Origin of the sequence: Ruegeria atlantica (assembly GCF_001458195.1) — a bacterium.
GTDB classification, from domain to species: Bacteria; Pseudomonadota; Alphaproteobacteria; order Rhodobacterales; family Rhodobacteraceae; genus Ruegeria; species Ruegeria atlantica.
Map to the genome: position 1 here is coordinate 127,447 of NZ_CYPU01000007.1, position 25,271 is coordinate 152,717.

Below are 25,271 nucleotides of genomic sequence, written 5' to 3' on the forward strand. Positions count from 1 at the left end.
GGCGAAAAAGACCTTGTCTTTGGGCGAAAAAATCGCTGATTTGGGTCTCAATTGCTTGGTGCATCACCGACGCTGGATTTCACGACATCAGCCACATTTTGAATGACCGCAGCTGCGGCAGGTCATGCAGCCCTCGATCATCACCATGTCGTACTGGCCGCAGGATGGGCAGGCTTTGCCGCGTGGCGCGTCCATGTTGACGACCTGAGCCTGGGGGTCGGATTTGAGCGCCATGCCCTCGCCCTCCAGAAAGCCAATATTGATCATGTGCTGTTCGATCACACCACCAATTGCGGCCAGGATCGACGGGATATACTTGCCCTGAACCCATGCGCCACCGCGCGGGTCAAACACAGCCTTCAGTTCTTCCACCACAAAAGACACATCCCCACCCCGGCGGAATACGGCCGAGATCATGCGGGTCAGCGCCAGCGTCCAGGCGTAATGTTCCATGTTCTTCGAGTTGATGAACACTTCGAACGGACGGCGACGGCCACCAATGACAATGTCATTGATCGTCAAGTAGATCGCGTGTTCGCTGTCGGGCCACTTCAACTTGTAGGTCGAACCTTCCAGAGATTGTGGGCGATCCAGCGGCTCCGACATGTAGATCACGTCGCCACCGTCAATTTCATGCGGTGCGCTTGCACTTTCACCCGGCGCTTTGTCTTCGCTTTCTGACACGGTCAGGACGGACCCCGTCACATCGTTCGGACGATAAGTCGTGCACCCTTTGCACCCCTGATCCCAGGCCTGCATGTAGACATCTTTGAAAGCGTCAAAGCTGATGTCCTCGGGGCAGTTGATCGTCTTCGAGATCGAGCTGTCGATCCATTTCTGCGCCGCGGCCTGCATCTTGACGTGATCGGACGGGGACAGCGTCTGTGCGTTGACGAAATAGTCTGGCAGCTCTTTGTCGCCGAATTTGTCGCGCCACATCTGCACCGCGTAGTCCACGACCTCTTCTTCAGTGCGCGAGCCATCCTTTTGCAGGACCTTCCGCGTATAGGCATAGGCAAAGACCGGCTCTATCCCTGACGACACATTCCCCGCGTAGAGAGAAATTGTCCCCGTCGGCGCGATCGAAGTCAGCAAAGCGTTGCGAATACCGTGTTCGCGAATTGCATCGCGCACGCCATCATCCATCTGCTGCATCGTGCCGCTTTCCAAGTATTTCTCGGCGTCGAATAGGGGGAACGCCCCTTTTTCCTTCGCCAAGTCGACCGACGCCAGATACGCGGCGCGCGCAATCGCTTTCAACCAGAGCTCGGTCTGACGCGCGCCCTCGTCCGATCCATAGCGCAGACCCAGCATCAGCAGAGCATCCGCCAGTCCGGTCACGCCCAGCCCGATACGGCGCTTGGCCTGCGCCTCGGCGGCCTGTTCCGGCAGCGGGAACTTCGACGCGTCGACAACGTTGTCCATCATACGAACGGCTGTCGCGACCAGCTCTTGCAGGGCAGCCTCATTCAGATGGGCCGCATCTTCGAACGGCTCTGCCACAAGACGGGCAAGGTTGATCGAACCCAGCAGGCACGCGCCATAAGGCGGCAAAGGCTGCTCGCCACACGGGTTTGTCGCCGCGATGGTTTCGGCATAGCTGAGGTTGTTGGCTTTGTTGATCCGGTCGATGAAAATCACACCCGGTTCGGCATAGTCATAGGTGGCCTGCATTATCTTGTTCCACAGATCACGCGCTTGAACTGTGTGATAGACCTTGTCGTCGAACACCAGCTCCCACGGGCTATCGGCTTTGACAGCTTCCATAAAGGGATCGGTTACCAGCACAGACATGTTGAACATGCGCAGGCGTGCAGGGTCGGACTTGGCCGTGATGAACTGTTCGATATCCGGGTGGTCACAGCGCATGGTCGCCATCATCGCGCCCCGGCGCGAACCTGCGGACATGATGGTGCGGCACATCGCATCCCATACATCCATGAAGCTCAGTGGCCCCGATGCGTCCGCTGCTACACCATGTACATCAGCGCCACGTGGGCGGATGGTCGAGAAATCATAGCCGATCCCCCCACCCTGCTGCATGGTCAGCGCGGCCTCTTTCAGCATATCGAAGATACCGCCCATGCTGTCCGGCACCGTGCCCATGACAAAGCAGTTAAACAGCGTCACACGTCGCGCAGTGCCTGCGCCAGCGGTGATACGGCCAGCAGGCAGGTATTTGAAATCTTCCAGCGCTTCGAAGAACTTCTGCTCCCAATGCGCCGGGTCTTTTTCGACCTGCGCAAGATCGCGAGCGATACGCCGCCAGCTGTCCTCAACCGTTTGGTCAATGGGAGTGCCATCGGCCTGTTTGAAACGATATTTCATGTCCCAGATCTGCTCGGCGATGGGGGCGGCAAAGCGGCTCATTGGTGATTCCCTGTTCTGAAAGAGGTATCCAGATTATCCCAGATCACACCTTAACCACAACACCTTGATGACAGGCTTTCTTGAGCTACAATGTATAGACGGTCTTGGGACGACTCTGTGGGAAAGCTGTGGATAAGTACATAAACCTCATAAAACTCTCCGTCGGATCGGAAAGCGTCGACACGCTGATGGAATGGCAGAATAGCCGCAAACCGCTTTATGAAGACGGCTTGCCGCGCCACGTCACCCGCATGTGGCCCAAGCGCGAGGCCGAGATTCTGAACGGCGGATCAATCTATTGGGTGATCAAGGGTGTCGTACAGTGCCGCCAGAAGATCCTGCGGCTGGACGAAGTGCGCGGAGAGGACGGTATACGCCGCTGCGCCATCGTGCTGGACCCTGAGGTGCACCGCACACAGAATGCCTTGAAACGCCCGTTCCAAGGGTGGCGATACCTTAAATCCGAAGATACGCCTGCCGATCTTCCCAAAGGACGGGCCGAGGATGATTCCCTGCCCGACGATCTGAATCGCGCGTTGGCGGACATCGGCGTGCTGTAATCAGCTCAGCCGGTCAAGCAATTCGGAAAGAACCTCTTTTTCACCCACACCATAGCTGGCAACCCGACTACGCCACAGCGTGGCCTGTGATTGCAGGATCAGGCCGTCCGACAGGATTTTTAGGTGGTTTGCGCGCAATGTCTCACCTGTCGAGGTGATATCGGCAATCGCCTCGGCGGTTTCGTTCATCACAGTGCCTTCGGTTGCGCCCTGGCTGTCCACCAGAGTGTAATCTGCAACCCCAGCGTCCGTCAGAAACTCGCGCACCAATCGGTGGTATTTGGTCGCAATCCGCAACCGGTGCCCGTGGGTTTTGCGAAACGCTGCCGCGGCAGCATCGAGATCGTCCAGAGTTTCGACATCGACCCAGCAGGCTGGTGTCGCGATAATCAAGTCGGCTTTGCCAAAGCCCAACTCGGAGACTTCTTCAATCTGCTGTTCCCACCGTGGCAATTTTTCGTGCACCAGATCGGTTCCCGTGACACCCATATGAATGCGGCCAGCTGCTAGTTCGCGGGGGATTTCCCCGGCAGACAGCAGGATCAGCGAGACTCCGTCGATCCCTTCAACCTTACCGGCATATTCCCGGTCTGATCCGCTGCGCGACAATGTGATGCCGCGCTTTTCGAACCACGAAAAGGTCTTCTCCATCAATCGGCCCTTCGAGGGCACGCCCAGTTTCAGGGTCATTGCGCGGCCTCCTCGACTTCGAGCATCAGGTCGGGACGCAACACGCCGCCAACAGCTGGAATTTCTGCCCCGTTGCCCAGTTGTCGCGTCAGCGCATCGTAACGCCCGCCGGTGGCAATCGGAGGCAAATCGGGGCGACCTTCGGCATAAAACCCAAAGACAAACCCGTCGTAATACTCCATCGACGTACGCCCATGGGCAGCCTCGAAATCCAACCTACTCACGTCAACACCTCGCGCCTGCAGGGCGGCAATTCTTGCCTCAAGCCTGTCCAGCGCCGGGGTGATCTGAGGCAGGTCAACGGCCACATCCCGCAACTGCTCCAAAGCAAAGGGCATGGTTTCCCGAACGGTCAGCAGAGATTCCAGGCCTGCAAGCTCGTTGTCAGAAATCGGTGGCGTGTCGCGATCATCGCGCAACGCGTCGATGCGCGCCTCGATCTCGGCAGCGCGGCGTTTGCCGATCATAGGAACGTCAAACCCCATCGGGTCTGCGGCCTCCAAAAGCATTGTGCGGTGTTCCGGCTCGGGCTTTCGCCCGGCGAACCGATCGAGCAGGACGCGGAACCGACGTGGACGCCACAGGTGGCGCATCAGCGCGGCCTTGCGCCGATCCGTGGTGCGCAGCCCCTGAACAGCCGCCGTAAGGATGCCGATGTCACCGGTTGCCGCGCGCAGGGGCAGCCCCCGCAATTGCAGGGCAAACAGAGAAAACACCTCGGCATCGGCCCCGGCGGGATCATTGCGGTCAAAAACTTCATAACCGACCTGAATGTACTCGTTGGACCGATCCGGGTCATGCTCTTGCCGACGAAAAACTTCACCAGAATAGGTATAGCGTGCGGGTTCAGCCCCTTCGGTCATGTGCATCTGCACGACCGGAAGGGTGAAATCGGGGCGCAGCATCTGCTCACCTCGCAACGCATCCGAAGTCACGTAAGCACGCGCGCGGATGTCTTCGCCATAAAGGTCCAGCAACGTTTCAGCCGGTTGCAGCAGGGGCGTATCCACAACCTGTGCCCCGGCGGCTTCAAACCGGACACGCATCATCGCGGCGCGGGCCTGTATCTGGGAACGATTGGGCATCGGTCAGTCCTGCCTGTCCAGAATTTCGCGCACTTTGGCGACCAGATCACCACGTGACACTTCGAACTGGCTGGGGCGTTCTTTCCATTCCTCGAGCGTGGCGCTTTCGGCGATCTTCGCGCCAAGGATCAGGTCCTTGATCTGCACGATCCCATTGGCTTTCTCGTCACCGCCCTCGATCACTGCAATCGGAGAGTTCCGTTTATCCGCATATTTCAGCTGATTGCCGAAATTCTTGGGATTACCCAGATAAACCTCTGCCCGGATACCTGCGTTGCGCAGTTCTGCCACCATCGCCTGATAATCGGCCATCCGGTCGCGATCCATAACGGTCACGACTACAGGACCCGTAGCCTGCGCGGCTATCCTGCCTTTTTCGCGCAGGGCAGCGAGCAGACGGTCGACACCGATTGAGACGCCGGTCGCCGGAACTTCCTGCCCGGTGAAGCGTTTGACCAGATCGTCATAGCGACCACCTCCCGAAACCGATCCGAATTGCCGCTTGCGGCCTTTCTCATCGAAAATCTCAAAGGTCAGTTCGGCCTCATAAACCGGCCCGGTATAGTAACCCAGACCGCGCACGACCGAAGGGTCAATCTCGATCCGGTCCGCGCCGTATCTGCCCGCATCCAACAAGGTGCCGATTTGTTCCAACTCGGCGATCCCGTCCGCGCCGATCTTGCTGTCGCCTACGGCGGCGCGCAAGTTGGCCAATGTGCCGGCGGTTTCCGCGGCCTTGGAGGTCAGAAACGCGATCACCGGCTCAGCCTGATCCTCGCTAAGACCAACACCGTCGATAAACGCGCCAGAGGCGTCCAGACGGCCTTTGGTCAGCAGCTCTCGCACGCCCTGCTCGCCAACTTTGTCGAACTTGTCGATGGTGCGCAGAACGTTGTCGCGGGCAGCGACGTCTTCGCCAAGCCCCATCGCCTCAAGCACGCCGTTCAGAACTTTGCGGTTGTTGACCCGCACCAAATAGTCGCCGCGCGGAATGCCGACGGTCTCAAGCGTGTCCGACAGCATCGCGCAAATCTCGGCGTCAGCGGCCATCGAGGCCGTGCCCACCGTATCCGCATCGCATTGATAAAACTGGCGATAGCGCCCCGGCCCCGGCTTTTCGTTCCGCCAGACTGGTCCCATCGCATAACGACGATAAGGCGTCGGCAGATCGTTGCGGTGCTGCGCGTAAACCCGGGCCAAAGGCGCGGTTAGGTCATAGCGCAGGGCCATCCAGTCGCCCTTGTCATTCTCGTCGACTTCCTGCCACGCGAACACACCCTCGTTCGGGCGATCTACGTCGGGCAGGAATTTGCCCAGCGCCTCGACGGTTTCAACCGCGCTGCTTTCCAAGGCGTCAAACCCGTACTGATGATAGACGTCCGCAATAGCCCGCAGCATCTCGGTGCGCTGCGTGACTTCCTGGCCGAAATAGTCACGGAACCCTTTTGGCGTTACGGCCTTGGGGCGGGGCTGTTTCTTGGGCTTGGCCATGTGGGACGTCCTTGGGAGTTGCCTTGTTCCGCGCGCGGTCTATCCCATGGCCTGCATCGGGGCAAGGCGCGCTTTCGCTGGCCATGCGCTGTCCGGGTCGCTATGACCGGCCGAAGACACAGGAGTCCCCAATGCAGCATCTGGAAGAGCAGATCGCCCATCTTGCCCGTACGGTCGAAGACCTCAATTCGGTCGTCACCCGCCAACAGGACGAGATTGATCGTTTGACACGCCGTGTCGAAATGCTGATGCGCCGCGAAGGCGAACGGGCACAGGAAGGCTCGGGCGGGATCGTTTTGGGCGACGAACGCCCGCCGCACTATTGATGACTTAGAGCCCCAGCGACGTTTTAACCGCGTTGTCGACCACGCCACCCAATAGGGCATCCTTATCTGCCGCACATCCTTCCGACAGCGCGGCTATGAACGCCTCACGCAGCTGGGCTTTCTCCTCATCCGTGGCGGCATGATCTTCGATATTGATCTGGCGATTGTGGAGAGATAAGGCAGTCATCTTTCCAACAACAGTCACAACAAAGGCTTCGTCGCCATCCGCTTCTTCTGCAATCGAGGCGCACGTATAGTGCATGACGGGCAATGCATCCTGTACCATCTGCTCAGCCGCCTCATCGGCCGCAGCCACACACGGAGCCGCCAGGATTGCGGCGCAAGCGGACATTTTGAGTTTGAAAAAACGCATCACAATCACTTCCAGTTATGTCCAATAATAGCTCCGGCCACGCCACCAATCGCTGCGCCTTTTCCGTCACCGACAATCGCTCCAACACCTGCGCCGATCAGCGCGCCCTCAAGGGTCTTCTTTTTCTTCTTGTCGTCCGCCGACGCGACCGAGGCTGCAACCAAAGCCAGCGATGCCGCCGCCCCGAACAAAACTCTTCTGAAATTGAGACCTGCAATTGTCATATCAACACCCTCCTGCGGCATGACCCAAAGACATCTCTGTCAGGTTAGCCTAGCGGGGTGCTAACTGTCTGGCAACAAAGAGAGGTCAGATCTCTTCGACGGACAAAATACCTTCCAGCGATTTTATCGCGCCTTTGATCTGCGGGTTGATCGGAAACTCAACACCCAGATCCATTTCGACATCACCCGGCAGACTTGGGTCGAGCAACAACAATTGGATCGGACCGCGCGCTGCGCCTTTGGTGGCAGTTGCGGCATCCCCAAGAACTTTTGCTACGGTTGGCACCGCTTGCGCTTCGTCAACAAAAATACGCAGCCCCGTCGCCCCGGCTTCTGCCACCACGGAATCGGCAGGGCCGACCGAGCGCCCCAACAGCTTGAGCTGGTCAGCTTCCATAGTCGCTTCGGCGGTCAGCACCACCTGCGCTCCGGTTTCCAGATACTCGCGTGACTTTTCGAGCGTTTCTGAAAACAGAGTGACCTCGTACGCGCCCGTCGGATCAGACAATTGCGCAAAGGCGAACCGGTTTCCACGCGCGGATTTACGCTCTTGCCGTCCGGCAACAACACCAGCCATTTTGGCGATAAAGGGGCCAGAGCGTGCTTTTTCGGTCACCTCATCCAGCGTGAGAACCTGCTTTCGCTTCAGCGCGGGCATATAGTCGTCCAACGGATGGCCCGACAGGTAAAAACCGATGGCTTTGAATTCTTCGCTCAGACGTTCCGCCGGTAGCCAATCAGGCGAAGGCGACAAGCGCGGTTCGGGCAGGTCATCGCCCGCCTCGCCAAACAGCGACACCTGGTTCGAGTTCTTCTGGTCATGGATGGCGGCCGAATACTGCACCAGCGGATCGAGGCTTTCGAAAACGCGACGGCGGTTCTTGTCGAGCTGATCGAAGGCCCCTGCCCGCGCCATCATCTCTAGCGGGCGCTTGCCCACCCTCTTCAGATCAACCTTGCGGGCAAAGTCGAACAGGTTCACAAACGGCTTGCCTTCGCGACCAGCGACCACAAGGTTCATCGCTTCGACACCCACATTCTTTAGCGCGCCCAGCGCATAGACCAGATGCCCGTCCACCACGTCGAATGTCGACAGCGACCGGTTCACGCAAGGCGGTACATAAGGTAGTTCCAGCCCCTTACGGACCTCTTCGAAATATACGGCCAGCTTGTCGGTCAGGTGGATATCGCAGTTCATGACACCCGCCATGAACTCGACCGGGTGGTTCGCCTTCAGCCAGCCTGTCTGATAGCTGACAACCGCATAGGCGGCAGCGTGGGATTTGTTGAACCCGTAGTTGGCGAATTTATCCAGCAGGTTCCAAACCTCGGTCGCCTTGGCCTCATCCACATCGTTCTCAGCAGCACCCTTGAGGAACTTGGGCCGCTCTGCGTCCATCGCCTCCTGGATTTTCTTACCCATCGCGCGGCGCAGCAAATCCGCACCGCCAAGGCTGTAGCCCGCCATTTCCTGGGCGATCTGCATCACCTGTTCCTGATAGACGATGATGCCTTGCGTCTCGTCCAGGATATGGTCGATGGACGGGTGCAGAGTGTCCCGCTCGCTCAGCTTGTTTTTGACCTCGCAGAACTTGGGGATGTTCTCCATGGGGCCAGGACGGTAGAGCGCGACGAGGGCAATGATATCTTCGATACAGTCAGGCTTCATCCGCTTGAGCGCATCCATCATGCCCGAGGATTCCACCTGGAACACCGCCACTGTCTTGGCCGCCGAATAAAGTTTGTACGTTGCCTCATCATCCAGCGGGATGGCGTTGATCTGGTTTTCCGCCCCTTCAGCGGGTTCGTAAAGCTCCGTACCATCAGCAGCGACATGCAACGGGCGATCAGATTTGAAGATCAGATCCATCGCATTCTGGATCACAGTCAGCGTCTTCAGACCAAGAAAGTCGAACTTAACCAGCCCGGCCTGTTCCACCCATTTCATGTTGAACTGAGTGGCAGGCATGTCGGATCGCGGGTCCTGATACAGCGGCACCAGCGCATCCAGCGGGCGGTCTCCGATAACCACTCCCGCCGCGTGGGTCGACGCGTTTCGCAGCAACCCCTCGACCTGCTGGCCATAAGTCAGAAGGCGGTCCACAACCTCTTCGTTGCGCGCCTCTTCCCTTAGCCGGGGTTCGTCTTTCAGTGCCTTTTCGATGGAAACCGGCTTGACGCCTTCCACCGGGATCATCTTGGACAGGCGATCCACCTGCCCGTATGGCATCTGCAGAACGCGCCCGATATCCCGCACGGCAGCTTTCGACAGCAACGCACCAAAGGTGATGATCTGCCCCACCTTGTCGCGGCCATATTTCTGCTGCACGTAACGGATCACCTCTTCGCGGCGATCCATGCAGAAGTCGATATCGAAGTCCGGCATCGAAACCCGTTCCGGGTTCAGGAACCGTTCGAAAAGCAGCGAATAGCGCAGCGGATCAAGGTCAGTAATCGTTAGCGCATAGGCCACCAAAGATCCCGCACCCGAGCCCCGACCCGGCCCGACCGGGATATCGTGATCCTTGGACCACTGAATAAAATCGGCAACAATCAGGAAGTAGCCGGGGAACCCCATGCCTTCGATGATGTCGAGCTCGAAATCCAGACGCTCTTGATATTCTTCGGGCGTCACTGCGTGCGGGATAACAGCCAGACGTTTCTGCAAACCATCATTTGCAATACGGCGCAGTTCGGCAACCTCGTCATCAGCGAATTTCGGCAGGATAGGATCGCGGCGATAGGCCATGAACGCGCAGCGCTTGGCAATCTCAACGGTGTTCTCAATTGCCTCAGGCAAGTCGGCGAACAACGTCGCCATCTCCTGCTGCGACTTAAAATAGTGCTGCGCGGTCAGACGGCGGCGGCCTTCCTGCTGATCGACATAGGCCCCCTCCGAGATACAAATCAGCGCATCGTGCGCTTCGTACATATCTGTGGTCGGGAAATAGACGTCATTGGTGGCGACCAGAGGAAGGTTTTTGGCATAGGCCATTTCCACATGGCCACGCTCGGTCAGACGTTCGGCCTCGGGTTGACCACCCTCACCCGGATGGCGTTGGAGTTCGATATAGAGGCGATCGGGGAACATCACTGACAACCGGTCTACCAAGGTCTCAGCTGCGGGGCGTTGACCCTGCTGCAACAACATCCCAACCGGTCCATCCGGTCCACCGGACAGGCAGATCAACCCGTCAGATCGTTCCGCGAGCTCTTCCAAAGTCACCTGCGGCAACTGCCCGCCCTTGTCCACATAAAGGCACGAGCTGAGCTTCATCAGGTTCTCATACCCGACCTCGGACTGGGCAAGCAAAACCACCGGCGCGGGTGTTTTGGGCTTTTCGCCCGGTTGCGCCTGCACATAGGTCAGGTCAACCTGACAACCCATGATCGGCTGCACTCCGGCCCCGCTGGCGGTGACCGAAAACTCCAAAGCCGAGAACATGCTGTTAGTATCCGTCACAGCGACGGCGGGCATATCCATCTTGCCACACAGACCGGGCAGCTTTTTTAGCCGCACGGCGCCTTCCAGCAGGGAATATTCGGTGTGAACACGGAGGTGAATGAATCGAGGAGTACTGCTCATGACTGCCACGCTATCCCAGCCGCGCGCCCGGCAAAAGCAGGAACCTTGGCTTTGGATTGCCAAAAAGATGGGCTTTGATTATTCGGCTTTTCCAGAAGGTGCTTCGGAGCCCGAAAGTAGTCAAAGACAAAAAACGCTTTAGTTTCAATCAGGTGATCTCTAAACGAAGATAACAATCACGCAGCGTCAGTGCTCAATGGTGTATCACATAGGTAGTTTTTCTTGCCAGACAACCTGCGCTGTTTCTAACATCAGTTGGCAAGCTATCCGCCCGCTACTCTTTCTACGTCGCATCGAAGGGGGGCACGCAAGGGCGCAACCGGGTAAGGCGACGGGTTTCTCGAATGAATATCACGTTTCTTCTGAACGGAGAGACAGTGGAACTGGCGGATGTCGATCCGACAGCGACCCTGCTGGATTGGCTGCGTGAGGATCGCGGCCTGACCGGCACCAAAGAAGGCTGCAACGAAGGCGATTGCGGGGCATGCACTGTCATGGTGACGGATGAAGGTGGCCACAAGGCGCTGAATTCCTGCATCCTGTTTCTGCCGCAACTGCATGGTAAGGCGGTTCGCACGGTCGAAGGCGCCAGTGGCCCCAACGGCGAGGCGCACCCAGCCCAGCAGGCGATGGTGGATCTGCACGGCTCGCAATGTGGCTTCTGCACCCCCGGTTTCGTTATGTCGATGGTGGCAAGTCATGCAAATGGCGCGACGGATCACGACACCCAGCTTGCTGGCAACCTGTGCCGCTGCACCGGCTACGCGCCGATCATTCGCGCCGCCAAAGTTGCCGAAGAAGTTCCCGTGCCAGTTTGGGTGAAAGACAAGCCAGTCGCCACGCGGGTCACATCGCAGATGTTGCCGGAGTCTTCGGATGAATTGGCCAAAATCTATGCGGAACACCCGGACGCCACTCTGGTCGCCGGCGCAACGGACGTTGGGCTTTGGGTGACCAAGCAACTGCGTGACCTCGACCCAGTGATTTTTCTGAACCGCTGTGATGATCTGAAAGAGATCACCATCACGGATGACGAGGTTCTGTTCGGCGCGATGGTCGATATGAACCGGATGGGCGAAGCACTGGCGGATCTGCACCCGTCTTACGCCGAAATGATCCGGCGCTACGCCAGCGTTCAGGTGCGGCACGCGGCCACCGTGGGCGGAAATATCGCAAACGGCTCGCCCATCGGAGACAATCCTCCTGCACTGATCGCCCTGGGCGCGACGCTACATCTGCGCAAGGGCGACGAACGTCGCTCGGTCGCATTGGAGGACTTCTTTATCGACTACGGCAAACAAGACCGGACACCTGGCGAGTTTGTCGAATCCGTGAGTTTTCCGCGTCAGGCGGATCGTTTGAAGGCCTACAAACTCAGCAAACGGTTCGATCAGGATATCTCGGCCGTGTGTGGGTGTTTCAACATCTCTGTTTCGGACGGTATGGTTGCTGATGCCCGTATTGCCTTTGGTGGTATGGCCGGAACTCCCAAACGGGCTTCAAATGTCGAAGCCGCGCTGGTTGGCAAGCCATGGACGCATGAGACTGTTCGGTCCGCTATTCCGGCCTTCGACAGTGATTTCACGCCAATGACGGACATGCGCGCATCGGCCAACTATCGGCTGCAGACGGCCAAAGCGCTGCTCGAACGATATTTCCTTGAGGATCAAGGCGAAGTGACAAATGTATTGGAGGTGTCCGCATGAGCGTGACCAAACCCCTCCCCCATGACGCGGCGCCACTGCATGTCGCGGGAACCGCACGGTATGTGGATGACATTCCTACGCCCAAAGGGTCGTTGCATCTGGCTTTTGGCATCAGCCCGATTGCCAAGGGTAAGATCACCACGATGGACCTGTCGGCGGTGAAGGCAGCCGAAGGTGTCGTCATGGTAATGACAGCCGACGATCTGCCGTTTGCCAATGACGTCTCACCGTCGATCCATGATGAACCTCTGCTGTCTGATGGTACGGTTCACTATATCGGGCAACCCGTTTTCCTCGTTATCGCGACCAGCCACATTGCCGCACGGAAAGCGGCGCGTTTGGGCCAGATCGATTATGCCGAAGAGGCCCCGATCCTGACGATTGAAGAGGCGCTTGCCGCAGACAGTCGGTTCGAGGACGGTCCGCGCATCTACGCCAAGGGCGATGCGGATGCGGCCATTGCGGGTTCGGCGCATGTGATCGAAGGTGGGTTTGAACTTGGCGGTCAGGAGCATTTCTATCTGGAAGGTCAGGCTGCACTGGCCGTGCCCAATGAGGGCGCGGATATGTTGGTGCATTCTTCGACCCAACACCCGACCGAGATTCAGCACAAAGTAGCGGACGCTCTGGGTGTTCCGATGCACGCGGTTCGCGTTGAAACGCGCCGTATGGGCGGCGGCTTTGGCGGCAAGGAAAGTCAGGGCAACGCTTTGGCTGTTTCCTGCGCTATCGCAGCGCGTGCGACAGGCAAAGCCTGCAAGATGCGCTATGACCGCGATGATGACATGATCATAACCGGCAAGCGCCACGCGTTCCGGATTGCATATAAAGCCGGTTTTGATGAGAACGGCCACATCCAAGGCGTTTCCTTCCTGCATCATGCGATTTGTGGTTGGGCACAGGATCTGTCCCTGCCGGTCGCGGACCGTGCGATGTTACATTCGGACAATGCCTATCTGCTGCCGAATGCCCGGATCGAAAGCCACCGGCTGAAGACTAACACTCAATCCGCAACCGCCTATCGCGGGTTCGGCGGACCTCAGGGTATGGTCGGGATCGAACGCGTGATGGATCACGCCGCGTATGAACTGGGCATGGACTCGGTCGAGTTGCGTCGCCGGAACTATTACGAGCCGGCGCATGTTGTTGCGGATCCCGTGATCGCTGAAAAGCCACTGGGCCATCCTGACCCGCACGAAGACCTGACCAGCCGAGGTGCAGTGGAAATGGGCGACGCGCCAGTGCGTCCGTTGCCCGCAGGCGGCAATACCACGCCGTACGGGATGGAGGTCAGTGACTTCGAACTGCACGGCATGACTGCAAAGTTGCTGCAATCCAGCGACTACACCGCACGCAAGGCAGCCATCCAAGTGTGGAACGCCGAGAACAGCGTGATCAAGAAAGGCATTGGCTTTTCTCCGGTTAAGTTCGGCATTTCGTTTACGTTGACCCACCTGAACCAGGCGGGCGCGTTGGTGCATGTGTATCAGGACGGCTCGGTCCACCTGAACCACGGCGGCACCGAGATGGGGCAAGGTCTTTTCCAAAAGGTAGCGCAAGTGGCCGCGTCCCGCTTTGGAATTCCGTTGGAGATGGTGAAAATTACCGCGACCGACACCGCCAAGGTGCCGAATACTTCGGCTACGGCCGCCTCTTCGGGCAGTGATCTAAACGGCATGGCGGTAAAAGCAGCCTGCGACACGATCCGCGACCGGATGGCCGACTATCTGGCGCATCGACATCAGGCCGATCCCTCAACGGTGACGTTCGCTGATGGCCACGTCTCGGTCGGCGAAGAGCGCTATACATTCTCAGAAGCAGCTGCGCTGGTTTATCAGGGCCGGGTCAGCCTGTCTGCGACCGGGTTCTATAAGACACCCAAGATCGAGTGGGACCGGATCAAAGGCCGGGGGCGTCCGTTCTTTTATTTCGCGTACGGCGCGTCGATCACCGAAGTCGCAATCGATACACTGACTGGCGAGAACCGCATTTTGCGGACGGATATCCTGCATGATGCAGGCGCATCGCTTAACCCGGCGCTGGATATTGGGCAGGTCGAAGGCGCATACGTACAGGGTGCCGGTTGGCTAACAACCGAAGAGCTGGTTTGGGATGGCAAAGGGAACCTGCGCACGCATGCGCCGTCGACCTACAAGATCCCCGCCTGCTCGGACCGGCCTGATGTTTTCAATGTCGCGCTCTGGAGCGGTGAAAACCGCGAGGACACGATCTATCGCTCAAAAGCGGTCGGAGAGCCGCCGTTCATGCTGGGTATTTCCGCGTGGCTTGCCCTGTCGAATGCGGTGGCGGCCTGCGGGGGCAGCTATCCTGCACTTGATGCACCCGCCACGGCTGAAGAAGTCTGGAATGGTGTCCAGCAGGTAAAGGGAGAGACCTGATGGGATTTGATCGAGAGGCTTTGAGGGAGGCGGTCAAAACCCACGGCAAGGTGACCCGGGTGGTTATCGCCGGGATCAAGGGTTCATCCCCCCGCGAAGTTGGCGCTGCAATGCTTGTTTGGGAGAACGGGCAGTCGGGCACCATCGGCGGTGGCACGTTAGAGTATCAGGCGGCTGAAGCAGCCCGATCCCAATTAGCGCCCATGCGCCAAACGCACCACGCGCTTGGCCCGGATATGGGCCAGTGTTGTGGCGGTGCAGTAACTCTGCTGAGTGAAATCTATGACCTTGAGGCCGTCGACCGGCTGGATGATGCAGTCATTGCGCGCTCGGCTTCGGGTGGTGAGATGCCGCTTTCGGTCAAGCGACTGTTGTCGCAGGCCCGTGGGCAGGGCGTCGCGCCCGAACCGCAGTTGATTGACGGCTGGATGGTCGAGCCCGTTCACGAACCCGCGCGCAATCTGTGGATATGGGGTGCCGGTCACGTTGGCCGGGCTCTGGTCGATGTCCTGTCACCGCTGCCCGATCTGTCGATCACCTGGGTCGATACCGGGCCTGAGCGTTTTCCCGAAGCGGTGCCCGCAGGCGTAACCGTCGTTCCGGCAGCGAAACCGGCTGAACTGGTACGCCATGCGCCGCGCGATGCTGAGCATCTTGTGCTGACTTATTCACACAATCTGGACCTGGAACTGTGCAACAGGTTGCTTTTGCACGATTTCCACTTTGCGGGCCTGATTGGCTCGGCTACGAAATGGGCGCGGTTCCGGTCCCGGCTGGCCGCTTTGGGACATGCGCCCGAGCGGATTGGCCGGATCACCTGCCCAATCGGAGATCCAGCCCTGGGCAAACACCCGCAGATGATCGCAGTTGGTGTCGCGGCGCAGATCCTGCGCCCTGCCCGGCAAAACGAAATAAAGAAGGACCTGAGCGCGTGACCACTCCACTTCTAAGCTTACAAGGGCTAACCAAAGCCTATCCCGGCGTCGTGGCCAATGATCAGGTGTCCTTTGACATCGGTGAGGGCGAAGTTCACGCTCTGCTCGGCGAAAACGGCGCCGGCAAATCCACGTTGGTCAAAATGATCTATGGGCTGGTGAAGCCCGACAGCGGCACCATGCTGCTGCGCGGACAAGCCTTCGCGCCACCCGAACCCCGCGCCGCACGGGCTGACGGGATCGCGATGGTGTTCCAGCACTTCTCGTTGTTCGACGCATTGAACGTGGCCGAAAACATCGCCTTGGGGATGGAAAACCCACCAGCCATGGGCGATCTGGCGGCGCGTATTCGCGAAGTATCGGAAACCTATGGTCTGCCGCTGGATCCCTATCGCACTGTCGGTGATCTGTCTGCGGGTGAGCGTCAGCGGGTCGAAATCATCCGCTGTCTGCTGCAGGATCCCAAGCTTCTGATCATGGACGAGCCGACATCGGTTCTGACACCTCAGGAAGTCGACATCTTGTTCGAAACGCTGAACAAATTGCGGTCCGAGGGTACTTCGATCCTGTATATCTCGCACAAGCTGGAAGAAATCCGCACACTGTGCGACCACGCCACAATCCTGCGTTTGGGTAAGAATGTCGGCGAATGCGTTCCAGCTGAGACCTCAGCGCGGGATATGGCCGAGATGATGGTGGGTTCGACCCTGCAAACACCCGAGCGTTCGGGGCGTGAGTTCGGTGAGGTCGCCCTGGATGTCAGCGGTTTGTCAGTTCCATCACCATCCGAGTTCGGTACCGCATTGAAGAATGTCCACATGACCGTCCGTAAGGGCGAAGTTTTGGGCGTTGGCGGTGTCGCGGGCAACGGCCAGGACGAATTGTTGGGCGTTCTGTCGGGCGAGATCACCACAGCACCCGACGCGATTAAGTTCAACGGCCAGCCGATCGGAAAACTGGGGCCTACCGCGCGCCGCAAGCTGGGCGTTCTGACCGCTCCGGAAGAGCGGTTGGGACATGCGGCCGCCCCTGACATGAGCCTGACCGAAAACGCTTTGCTGACTGGATCGGTCCGGGAAGGACTTGAGAACAACGGCTTCCTCAAATGGGCAGAAACCAAGAGTTTTGCCGAAAAGATCATCAGTGCCTTTGACGTCCGCACACCGGGGCCAGAAAACGCAGCACGATCTCTGTCAGGGGGCAACCTACAGAAATTCGTCATTGGGCGCGAAGTCCTGCAAAACCCGGACGTTCTGGTTGTGAACCAACCGACATGGGGCGTTGATGCGGCCGCCGCGGCCTCGATCCGTCAGGCCATTCTGGATTTGGCCGCCAAAGGCACCGCAGTCATCTGCATATCGCAAGATCTGGATGAGCTGATGGAGATATCGGACAGCTTTGCAGCGCTCAATGAAGGGCGGCTCAGCGCTCCGCGTACGACCACGGGTCTGACGGTCGACGAAATCGGCCTGATGATGGGCGGCGCGCATGGCATGGAGGTGGCCCATGTTTAATCCGTCGGACCGCCTTCGGCGGGAAAATTTACAAAAAGATGAAGAAACTGGGGGAATGAGCAGATGATTGTGTTGGAGAAACGGCCGCAGCCGTCCAAAGCGTGGTCTTACGCGACCCCTTTGGTGGCCGTGCTGGCAACCATGGTTTTCGGCGGCATCCTGTTCGCCATTCTGGGCAAGAACCCGATCCAAGCCATTGGCACCATTTTCTGGGAGCCGCTGTTTGGCGAGTTCGCTTTCTACTATCGTCCACAATTGCTGGTCAAAGGCGCGCCGCTGGTTCTGATCGCCATTGGCCTGTCCTTGGGTTTCCGAGCCGGTATCTGGAATATCGGGGCCGAGGGGCAATACATCATGGGCGCTATCTTTGGCGCAGGTGCAGGTCTGGCCTTTTACCCGCTGGATGCGTTCTACGTTTTCCCGATCATGGTGATCGCCGGCGCATTTGGCGGTTGGCTTTGGGCGGCGATACCGGCCTTCCTGAAGGTGCGTTTTGGCACCAACGAAATTCTCGTATCACTGATGCTGGTCTACGTGGCCGAGCAGATGCTGGCTTCGGTTTCGCTTGGCCTGCTTAAAAACCCCGAAGGGTTCGGCTTTCCCGGATCGCGCAACCTGCAATCCTATGAAAGCGCGCATAACGCTGAGTTGATCGCCGGATCGGGTATGCACTGGGGTGTGGTGACCGCGCTGATCGCTGTGATCTTTGCCTATGTCCTGCTGAACCGTCACATGCTGGGCTTCCACATTCGCCTGACGGGCGAAGCGCCTCGGGCGGCGAAGTTCGCGGGTGTAAACCCGGCACGTCTGATCCTGTTCTGTCTGGGCATGTCCGGTGCCCTGGCCGGGTTGGCGGGGATGTTCGAGGTCGCAGGCCCATCAGGTCAGGTCAGCATCGACTTTAACGTGGGCTACGGCTTTACCGCGATCATCGTGGCCTTTCTGGGCCGTCTGCATCCGGTGGGTATCCTGCTGGCAGGTGGCTTGATGGCGTTGACCTATATTGGCGGCGAAATCGCGCAATCCCAGTTGGGCCTGCCTGCGGCTGCCATTCAGGTCTTTCAGGGCATGCTCCTGTTCTTCCTGCTGGCTTTCGATCTTTTGACCAACTACCGCATCCGTGCGGCCCGTAATGAGGTGGCGTGACCCATGGACCTAGGTGAAATCAATCCCGTACTTCTGGTCGCCTCGCTTATGGTGGCCGCAACCCCCCTGCTGCTGGCGGCGATCGGAGAGCTTGTCGTCGAAAAAGCAGGTGTTCTGAACCTTGGCGTAGAGGGCATGATGATCGTCGGCGCAATCAGCGGATTTGCGATATCTGTCGAAACAGGATCACCCTGGCTGGGGTTCATTGCAGCAGCCATTGGTGGCGCGGTTCTGTCCCTGCTGTTCGTCCTGCTGACGCAGTTTGCGCTGGCGAACCAGGTGGCCAGTGGTCTTGCACTTACCCTGTTCGGCCTAGGCTTCAGCGCACTGATGGGTCAAAGCTATGTAGGTGTCAAACCGCCCAGCATGGGAGATATCCATATCCCGTTGCTCAGCGATATTCCGGTGATCGGCCCCATCCTGTTCCAGCATGATCCGATCCTGTATCTGGGCATCGCGCTGGTTGCAGCCGTCTGGGCCACGCTGAGATACACCCGCGTCGGTCTGATCCTGCGCGCAGTGGGTGAAAACCACGACGCCGCACACGCCCTGGGCTACAAGGTCATCAAAATCCGCATCCTGGCGATCCTGTTTGGTGGCGCCTGCGCGGGCCTCGGTGGAGCCTATATCAGCCTGATCCGCGTCCCGCAGTGGACCGAGGGCATGACCGCCGGTGTTGGCTGGATCGCTCTTGCGCTGGTGGTCTTTGCCAGCTGGAAACCATGGCGTGCATTGCTGGGTGCTTATTTGTTTGGCGGAATCACGGTGTTGCAGCTTAATCTGCAGGCAGCAGGCGTTGCCATCCCAGTCGAGTATCTGGCAATGTCGCCCTACATCATCACGATCCTTGTGCTTGTGATCCTTTCGGCCGACAAGAGCAGCGCACCTGCCTCACTGGGCCGGACCTTCCACGCCTCGCACTAGACGGGGCCAATTGAACCAACTTGGGGAGTAACCACATGAAATTCACTTCACTTCTTGCCGGTGCTGCGATGGTGCTGGGTCTGGCGACCGGCGCGGTCGCACAGGACAAAACAAAAGTAGGCTTTGTCTATGTCGGCCCGGTGGGCGACGGCGGCTGGACCTATGAACATGACAAAGGCCGTCTGGCGGTCGAGAAAGAATTCGGCGACAAAGTCGAGACTGTGTTTGTTGAATCCGTTCCCGAAGGCCCGGACGCGGAACGTGTGATGACGCAGATGGCGCTTGAAGGCGCTGACCTGATCTTTACCACCTCGTTCGGGTACATGGACCCAACGATCAACGTGGCCAAGAAATTCCCGAACGTGAAGTTCGAGCACGCGACCGGCTATAAGACCGCCCCGAACGTGTCCGTCTATTCGGCCCGTTTCTACGAAGGTCGTGCCGTTCAGGGCCACATCGCGGGTAAAATGACCGAGTCGAACATCATCGGATACATTGGCTCCTACCCAATCCCCGAAGTGATCCGCGGCATCAACTCGGCCTACATCCATGCCAAAAAGGTAAACCCGGATGTCGAGTTCAAGATCATCTGGGCCTACACTTGGTTCGACCCGGCGAAAGAGGCTGATGCCGCAACCGTTCTGATCGAACAAGGTGCGGACGTGATCCTGCAGCACACCGACTCGACCGCGCCGCAGGCGGCTGCGCAAGAGGCAGGCAACGTGATCACTTTCGGTCAGGCCTCGGACATGAGCGAATATGCTCCCAAGCCGCGCGTCTCTTCGATCATCGACAACTGGGCGCCTTACTACATCGCACGTACCCAAGCTGTCATGGATGGGTCGTGGGAAACCGTGAACACTTGGGACGGCATCAAGGAAGGCATGGTTGAGATCGGTGAGATCTCGGACGCCGTTCCGGCCGACATCAAAGAAGAAGCACTGGCGATGACAGCGGCCATGGCAGCGGGTGAGTACCATCCCTTCACAGGCCCGATCAAAAAGCAGGACGGCAGCGACTGGCTGGCTGAAGGCGAAACCGCCGATGACGGTACACTGGCAGGTATGAACTTCTACGTCGAAGGTCTGGAAGGCGAAATTCCGCAGTAAACTGTGATCTTCTGAGACTAAGCTTTAGAAAAATCGACGAGGCCCGCATATACATGCGGGCCTTTTTTGAATGACCGTTCCGAGCCCTTAGTGTCGTATGCCGCACGATATACGAAGGTCCGGTCCTCGAGCGTAGTCATAGACCTAGCAATATTTAAGGCGGTTCTGTCAACGGCTTGTGGCATAGGAATTTCTGACGATTTCGGTTGAGCGCTCCAAAGAGACAAAACGATCTTTTGGGGCGGGAAGGTTTTGGATGCAGTTTTTTTGTCCAGAATACAACTTCAGGGTTTGTTGAACGAGTAGGTCCAACTCGGCTAACATCCTTAGAAGTATCGTGGGGTGATGTTGTTGTCTGACATAGAGTTCAAGAAACTTGAAATCCTTGATCGCGAAGCGCGCGTCAAGGAGCGTGAGTTAGAGTACAATATTGCACAAGCTAAGAACAACTCGTGGAAGTCGCCGCTAGTTGTCGCAATTCTCGCGGCAGCAATCGGGGCAATGGGTAATGCGTTTATTATCTACTACAGTTCGTATCTTGAGCGCACCGCAGCGGCTACTGAGCACCAACGAGAAATCAAACTGGCTGAGAATGACGCTGAGCGAGAACGCATTCTGGAAATGATCAAGATCGGTGAACCCGAACAAGTTCAACGCAATCTTGAGTTTTTTATTGACACTGAACTCGTTCAAGATTCCGAGACAGTTGCCAGTATCCAAGAGTATTACCAGAATACCACGCCCGGTGAAGGCCCCGGGGCTTCGTCTGGGACAGTGAGTTTTGACGAGCTAGGAATTAATCGGTCAGAAATAAACGGGAGTTTGACAGCTCCGAGCAGAGTGTTTCTAAAAGAAAATTTGGGAAAGCCGCGTGAGGAGTTAAGTGACAGTTGCGAACCGGTTACCAACGAGGCTTGGAAGGCAAAACTGCAAGTCGGAGAAGTAGGTGGTTTGCGGGTACATCTACTGGCTCCCGCAATTCAATCGCTTGAGAAGGTTTTTTCCGAGATTGAGGAAAAACACCCACACATTTTGTTCAAAATCGGGAGCGCTGGAACGCTATGCGTTCGCAGGGTCCGTGGCTCCTCTTCGTTCGCAGGCTCTCACAGTTGGGGCACAGCAATCGACTTAAACTTGGATGGTGAACTAGATCGCTTCGGCGATGAAAAGGTGGATGTCCAGTTGTATCGCGTCGCTCTTATTTTCATAAAGAATGGATGGGTTTGGGGAGGAGGGTTCGCCCGTGAAGATTCGATGCACTTCGAAGTTAGCGAACAATTGCTTCAAAGATGGATAAGCGATGGCGTCCTGTAAAATCATTGTGCCAAAACACAAGTGTTTATGTCACAGGAGAATACGGCCGTTTCTGTTTGGCTAACCGGAAGCAGCCATTGGCCCACCTACGGTAAATTGAAGCTTTGTCCGCATTGCAGTCGTTCACGTCGAGTGCAGCGAACGACCGCTGTGCGCCCAAATTGTTCAATGCTGCATGCCCTACAAACGACCGCTCTCCAAAGGAACCTTCCTAGTTGACGAGCTTTTGGGCACGTTCAACGATGTCTTCTCGTGAAAGAACACTCGGAGGTTCCAACAGGTGGGTAACATTTACACTTAAGCGGTGAATATCGGCATCTGTCTCAGCCAGTTTTCGGATTGCCGCTCCAATCTTCCAACGGTTTTCGATATCTGCGGGGCGCTCGCCGACCGTACTTGGGTGTTCCAGATCACGGGTTTCCATGACAGACAAACCAACTTGATTGAGCGGCTCAGATGCTTTGAAGTATCGCGGTGCCAGACGATCCAAGCCATCGGGCATCCCGGAACGCAACGCCCGCGCTTGGCCTGCGGACAGGCTTATGCCTTGTCCATACATCGGGTTAAAGCTTGTCACCGCTTCACCCATGGGAATTACCCCCGTGGAAACCGGTCCATTTGGTCATAGCGAAGCCAAAAACCCTTTGGAATTTTGTAGGAGCGAAAGTCGGAAACCGGTTCTGCACGGTTCAACTTTTCGTGGATGATGGGGTGGGCAAGGCCCTTCGTCCATTCAACGAATCCTTCTGCCTCGCGTGGAGCCATGTCGCCACCCCTTCCGTACATGGTCGCAAGCCAAAGCTCGCCGTAGACGGGTGTTAGATAGGCCGCGCGAGTGTTGGGCGGAATTGCAAGCATAAGGCAGGCCCAAGTATCACCTGCCAAATCAGGAGGTGGGCGGAATAGCCCGGACGTGTATGACATGCCGATGCCCAGTTCCGGACGTTCGGCGTCACCATAACTGTGATCGACGAGCCAACGCGGCAAAGTTGTCGCGCGACCGGAACAATCAACGACCAGGTCGGAGTCGATTTCCATACCGTTGTCGCCTGTTTGAACTTTCACGCCAGATACGTCGTTGTTGCCATCAGTGCAAAACTGCGTAAATCTAGTGGCTTCCTTGATTGATACATTTAGCAACGCGAGCACACGCTGGCGCGTCACGTGTTCCAACAAAGGCCGAGTCACCGACGGTGTAAGGATACCTGCATCTCGAATTGGAGTCGGGCCAGCCGCATCGTCGAACCAGATATCCTTGTTTCTGCGAATTTGAACGGCACCCGCCGCATAGAGTTCGGCCATGATGCCTGGCAGAAAATCCTCCATGGCTTCAACTGCATATCCAAGGAACGTATGTACGTGTGCACCTTGCGGGCCACCTTTTCGAACTTGAGGCGTGCGCGGCAGATCATCCTTTTCGATGATTATGACATCAGCAAATTGGTCTGCGAGCACTGCTGCTGCCATCAAACCGGCCATGCCTGCCCCAATTAAAATTACTCGTTGCTGTTGTCGGCTTGTCATAACTGTGTCCCACATTTCCGTTAGAAATGAAGACTAGCATTTTCTTGATTTTTTTCAGAAGCCGACATTTTCTCTCAAATGTTGGGTGTCCGAATTGTCCGCAACTAAGTCCATTCACGCACCTCGTCAGACAAGAACGGCAGGCAAGGACTTTTCCATCGCCTACCACGATCAGGCCGGCCCTTTGGATCGCAGGTTCATCTCGTCAAACGTGATGAGATGAACCTGTTGGCCCGGTCAGCACCAGCGTATTCACCGGCATCAGTATCAGACGCAGGCGCAAGCCCGCCGCGTGGACAACACCGATCGTGTCAATCACATGCAAGGCGGCGGCGTGCCAGAATCCCAGGTTTTCATGTTCCAGCCGTTCGTGGTTGTCGGTGTAGACATTCGCCAGACAATTGCTGCCGGGCGGTATGTCATCGGCCATGTTTTTGTACAGCGGCTCCATATAGACCAAAATCGAGCCGGGCACCTTGTTGGTCTGAACATCGCGCAGCTCATCTGTGGGACGTATCTGACCTGACGGGATGACATCCTGCACCTCAACCACAACCATCGGGATCACGGTGAAGGGCTTGGTCATGCAACCCAACTCTCCGATCATGCCCGGCTTGATGACCTGAGCGGCCATCTGGTTGAATGCAGCCTGAAACCGGTTATGGCCCGAGCTTGACGGAACCAGAATGCCCGCAGGCCGCAGCAAAGGACTGACATAGTCGCCCACCTGAAGGCCAAATTGTTCAACCCGACCGGTCACACCTGCGCTTACGAGTGTTTTGTCCAGCTCGGTCAGCGCGGCGTCCAACTGGGCGTTGGCGCTGGCCAGTTGGGCCGGGATCAGTTCTTCGATCTGCTGCACCACGGCGGCACGGCGGGATCGCGATGCGGTCAGCTGCGCTTCACGCTCGGCAACAAGGTTTTCCAACCGGTCGATTTCGGCCAATCGCACGGCGCTGGAGCCTTCGTCCCGCAGGGTGGTGTTACGCTCCAAATCCTCAAGCGATTGATCCAATGCAGCGCGCGCGCCTGCGATGCCTGCGTCGGCCTCGGCCAGATCGGTTTCCGCCACTTTCAGCGATGCCTGAACCTGCGCGATCTGCGCATGCGCGGCCTCGACCTGTGCGGTTTGGGTGAAATCCTCGATCCGGAAAATCGGCTGGCCGGCAGTGACCTGCTGATTGTTGGTGACGTAAATTTCGGACACGCGACCGCCGAGTTGAGGCAGAATTGTCACCGTGCGGAAGTAGGACGCCGCCGTTTTACTGGCAGGGTGGAAGTAAAACAGCGTGGTGATCACGGTCAGCGCAAGAATGGCGCAGGTGGTCAGGCCCCAGCGCAGTTCATACCACATGGTGAACAATGTGATTTCATGGCCTATGCGTTTGCCCTGTACGTAACGACGGAACAGGTAATCCGGCAACACGGTGACCAACGCGCACATCAGTGTTTCAAGCATCTCTTACTGCTCCTGCTGCGCGGTAGCTTGCGCTGGGGCCGAGGGGGCAGGAACATCGTTGCCTTGATTGCCTAAGGATCGGATTGCGTCGGCAATGGCGCGCAAGGGGGCGGCGACATCCGGGAACTGGAACCCGGCTACAAGAATGGCCGCCACCCAGAACAGACCATTGTGGGTAAACAGAGCCAACAGCGCCAATATCCCCACAAGCTGAAACTGAGGGTGGTTGGATTCATGCGCGATTTTTCCGGGATGGAGTGCAGTGTGAAATAGCCAACCCCGATCAGGACGATCACCAAAATGGTAAAAACAAACATGAAGGTCAGCAAAAAGTCGCTGCCATCTGCCTGCGTGACGTATGAGGGGATATGCCCCGTGGCCATTGGATGTAATTCTGCCGGTGTCACGTCTTTCTCCGATTCCGATGATGGCTGCACTAAAAACAGGCCAGCCTCTTTGGTTCAAGTTTACATTGCGGAAATTACACCTCTTTTCCAATAGCGTTACGCGTGCGAAGCTCTGCCCATGAATAAAAG

General features: G+C 57.5%; 22 protein-coding genes. 11 read left to right on the forward strand and 11 right to left on the reverse strand.

The features are described 5' to 3' along the window. Positions 1 to 87: 87 nt before the first annotated feature. A complete protein-coding gene (locus RUA4292_RS01640; RefSeq protein ID WP_058276020.1) occupies positions 88 to 2,370 on the reverse strand; it encodes an adenosylcobalamin-dependent ribonucleoside-diphosphate reductase in 2,283 nt (760 codons plus the stop codon). Positions 2,371 to 2,498: 128 nt separating this feature from the next. On the opposite strand from RUA4292_RS01640, the gene RUA4292_RS01645 reads away from it, so the two are divergent. After that, positions 2,499 to 2,930 (forward strand): DUF1489 family protein, encoded by a 432-nt coding sequence (locus tag RUA4292_RS01645; RefSeq protein WP_058276021.1) that lies wholly within the window; start codon positions 2,499 to 2,501, stop codon positions 2,928 to 2,930. Here RUA4292_RS01645 and hisG read toward each other — a convergent pair whose 3' ends face one another. From hisG to hisS, 3 genes are read right to left on the reverse strand one after another with little or no spacing between them, the layout of a single operon-like run. Further along, on the reverse strand, positions 2,931 to 3,620 hold the full coding sequence (hisG, locus tag RUA4292_RS01650) for an ATP phosphoribosyltransferase (protein WP_058276022.1): 690 nt from the start codon (positions 3,618 to 3,620) through the stop codon (positions 2,931 to 2,933). Further along, entirely contained in the window at positions 3,617 to 4,705 is a 1,089-nt protein-coding gene (locus RUA4292_RS01655; RefSeq protein WP_058276023.1) for an ATP phosphoribosyltransferase regulatory subunit, read from the reverse strand. The genes hisG and RUA4292_RS01655 overlap by 4 nt, the downstream gene beginning before the upstream one ends. A 3-nt stretch (positions 4,706 to 4,708) precedes the next feature. Continuing rightward, a complete protein-coding gene (hisS, locus tag RUA4292_RS01660; protein WP_058276024.1) occupies positions 4,709 to 6,196 on the reverse strand; it encodes a histidine--tRNA ligase in 1,488 nt (495 codons plus the stop codon). 131 nt (positions 6,197 to 6,327) lie between these two features. On the opposite strand from hisS, the gene RUA4292_RS01665 reads away from it, so the two are divergent. Next, positions 6,328 to 6,522 carry a SlyX family protein gene (locus RUA4292_RS01665; RefSeq protein WP_058275721.1) on the forward strand — a complete coding sequence of 65 codons (195 nt, stop codon included), beginning with the start codon at positions 6,328 to 6,330 and terminating at the stop codon, positions 6,520 to 6,522. 4 nt (positions 6,523 to 6,526) lie between these two features. Here the strand turns inward: RUA4292_RS01665 and RUA4292_RS01670 are convergent, their stop codons facing one another. The 3 genes from RUA4292_RS01670 to dnaE form a co-directional block, all read right to left on the reverse strand. Then, positions 6,527 to 6,874 carry a hypothetical protein gene (locus RUA4292_RS01670; protein WP_233493298.1) on the reverse strand — a complete coding sequence of 116 codons (348 nt, stop codon included), beginning with the start codon at positions 6,872 to 6,874 and terminating at the stop codon, positions 6,527 to 6,529. A 26-nt stretch (positions 6,875 to 6,900) separates the two neighbouring features. Then, positions 6,901 to 7,119: a YMGG-like glycine zipper-containing protein gene (locus RUA4292_RS01675; protein WP_058275719.1), complete on the reverse strand. Its 219-nt coding sequence runs from the start codon at positions 7,117 to 7,119 to the stop codon at positions 6,901 to 6,903. An 85-nt stretch (positions 7,120 to 7,204) separates the two neighbouring features. Beyond that, positions 7,205 to 10,705: a DNA polymerase III subunit alpha gene (gene dnaE, locus RUA4292_RS01680; protein WP_058276025.1), complete on the reverse strand. Its 3,501-nt coding sequence runs from the start codon at positions 10,703 to 10,705 to the stop codon at positions 7,205 to 7,207. Between dnaE and RUA4292_RS24680 the strand changes: the two genes are divergently transcribed. The 9 genes from RUA4292_RS24680 (at position 10,704) to RUA4292_RS01720 (ending at position 21,752) form a co-directional block, all read left to right on the forward strand. Next, entirely contained in the window at positions 10,704 to 10,847 is a 144-nt protein-coding gene (locus RUA4292_RS24680; RefSeq protein WP_158506890.1) for a hypothetical protein, read from the forward strand. The genes dnaE and RUA4292_RS24680 overlap by 2 nt on opposite strands. 202 nt (positions 10,848 to 11,049) lie before the next feature. Next, positions 11,050 to 12,411, forward strand: coding sequence for a xanthine dehydrogenase small subunit (gene xdhA / locus RUA4292_RS01685; RefSeq protein ID WP_058276026.1), 1,362 nt, complete (start codon positions 11,050 to 11,052; stop codon positions 12,409 to 12,411). Beyond that, positions 12,408 to 14,810, forward strand: coding sequence for a xanthine dehydrogenase molybdopterin binding subunit (gene xdhB, locus RUA4292_RS01690; RefSeq protein ID WP_058276027.1), 2,403 nt, complete (start codon positions 12,408 to 12,410; stop codon positions 14,808 to 14,810). Before xdhA ends, xdhB begins: the two co-directional genes overlap by 4 nt. Further along, a complete protein-coding gene (gene xdhC, locus RUA4292_RS01695) occupies positions 14,810 to 15,745 on the forward strand; it encodes a xanthine dehydrogenase accessory protein XdhC (protein ID WP_058276028.1) in 936 nt (311 codons plus the stop codon). The genes xdhB and xdhC overlap by 1 nt, the downstream gene beginning before the upstream one ends. Continuing rightward, positions 15,742 to 17,259, forward strand: a complete 1,518-nt coding sequence (locus RUA4292_RS01700) for an ABC transporter ATP-binding protein (RefSeq protein ID WP_058275481.1) — start codon at positions 15,742 to 15,744, stop codon at positions 17,257 to 17,259. Before xdhC ends, RUA4292_RS01700 begins: the two co-directional genes overlap by 4 nt. Positions 17,260 to 17,322: 63 nt before the next feature. Next, complete coding sequence (locus RUA4292_RS01705; RefSeq protein ID WP_058276029.1) at positions 17,323 to 18,405, forward strand: ABC transporter permease; 1,083 nt, start codon at positions 17,323 to 17,325, stop codon at positions 18,403 to 18,405. Positions 18,406 to 18,408: 3 nt separating this feature from the next. Further along, positions 18,409 to 19,329 (forward strand): ABC transporter permease, encoded by a 921-nt coding sequence (locus tag RUA4292_RS01710; protein WP_058276030.1) that lies wholly within the window; start codon positions 18,409 to 18,411, stop codon positions 19,327 to 19,329. Between the two features lie 35 nt (positions 19,330 to 19,364). Further along, on the forward strand, positions 19,365 to 20,438 hold the full coding sequence (locus RUA4292_RS01715; protein WP_058276031.1) for a BMP family ABC transporter substrate-binding protein: 1,074 nt from the start codon (positions 19,365 to 19,367) through the stop codon (positions 20,436 to 20,438). A 345-nt stretch (positions 20,439 to 20,783) separates the two neighbouring features. Next, a complete protein-coding gene (locus RUA4292_RS01720; protein WP_058276032.1) occupies positions 20,784 to 21,752 on the forward strand; it encodes a M15 family metallopeptidase in 969 nt (322 codons plus the stop codon). A 211-nt stretch (positions 21,753 to 21,963) separates the two neighbouring features. On the opposite strand, the gene RUA4292_RS01725 is transcribed toward RUA4292_RS01720, so the two are convergent. The 4 genes from RUA4292_RS01725 to RUA4292_RS25585 form a co-directional block, all read right to left on the reverse strand. Beyond that, positions 21,964 to 22,341: a hypothetical protein gene (locus RUA4292_RS01725; protein ID WP_058276033.1), complete on the reverse strand. Its 378-nt coding sequence runs from the start codon at positions 22,339 to 22,341 to the stop codon at positions 21,964 to 21,966. Between the two features lie 5 nt (positions 22,342 to 22,346). Beyond that, a complete protein-coding gene (locus RUA4292_RS01730) occupies positions 22,347 to 23,291 on the reverse strand; it encodes an NAD(P)/FAD-dependent oxidoreductase (protein ID WP_145974810.1) in 945 nt (314 codons plus the stop codon). A 190-nt stretch (positions 23,292 to 23,481) separates the two neighbouring features. Then, entirely contained in the window at positions 23,482 to 24,735 is a 1,254-nt protein-coding gene (locus RUA4292_RS01735; protein ID WP_058276035.1) for an HlyD family secretion protein, read from the reverse strand. A gap of 3 nt (positions 24,736 to 24,738) precedes the next feature. Next, on the reverse strand, positions 24,739 to 24,924 hold the full coding sequence (locus RUA4292_RS25585; RefSeq protein WP_370737402.1) for a hypothetical protein: 186 nt from the start codon (positions 24,922 to 24,924) through the stop codon (positions 24,739 to 24,741). Positions 24,925 to 25,271: the final 347 nt, after the last annotated feature.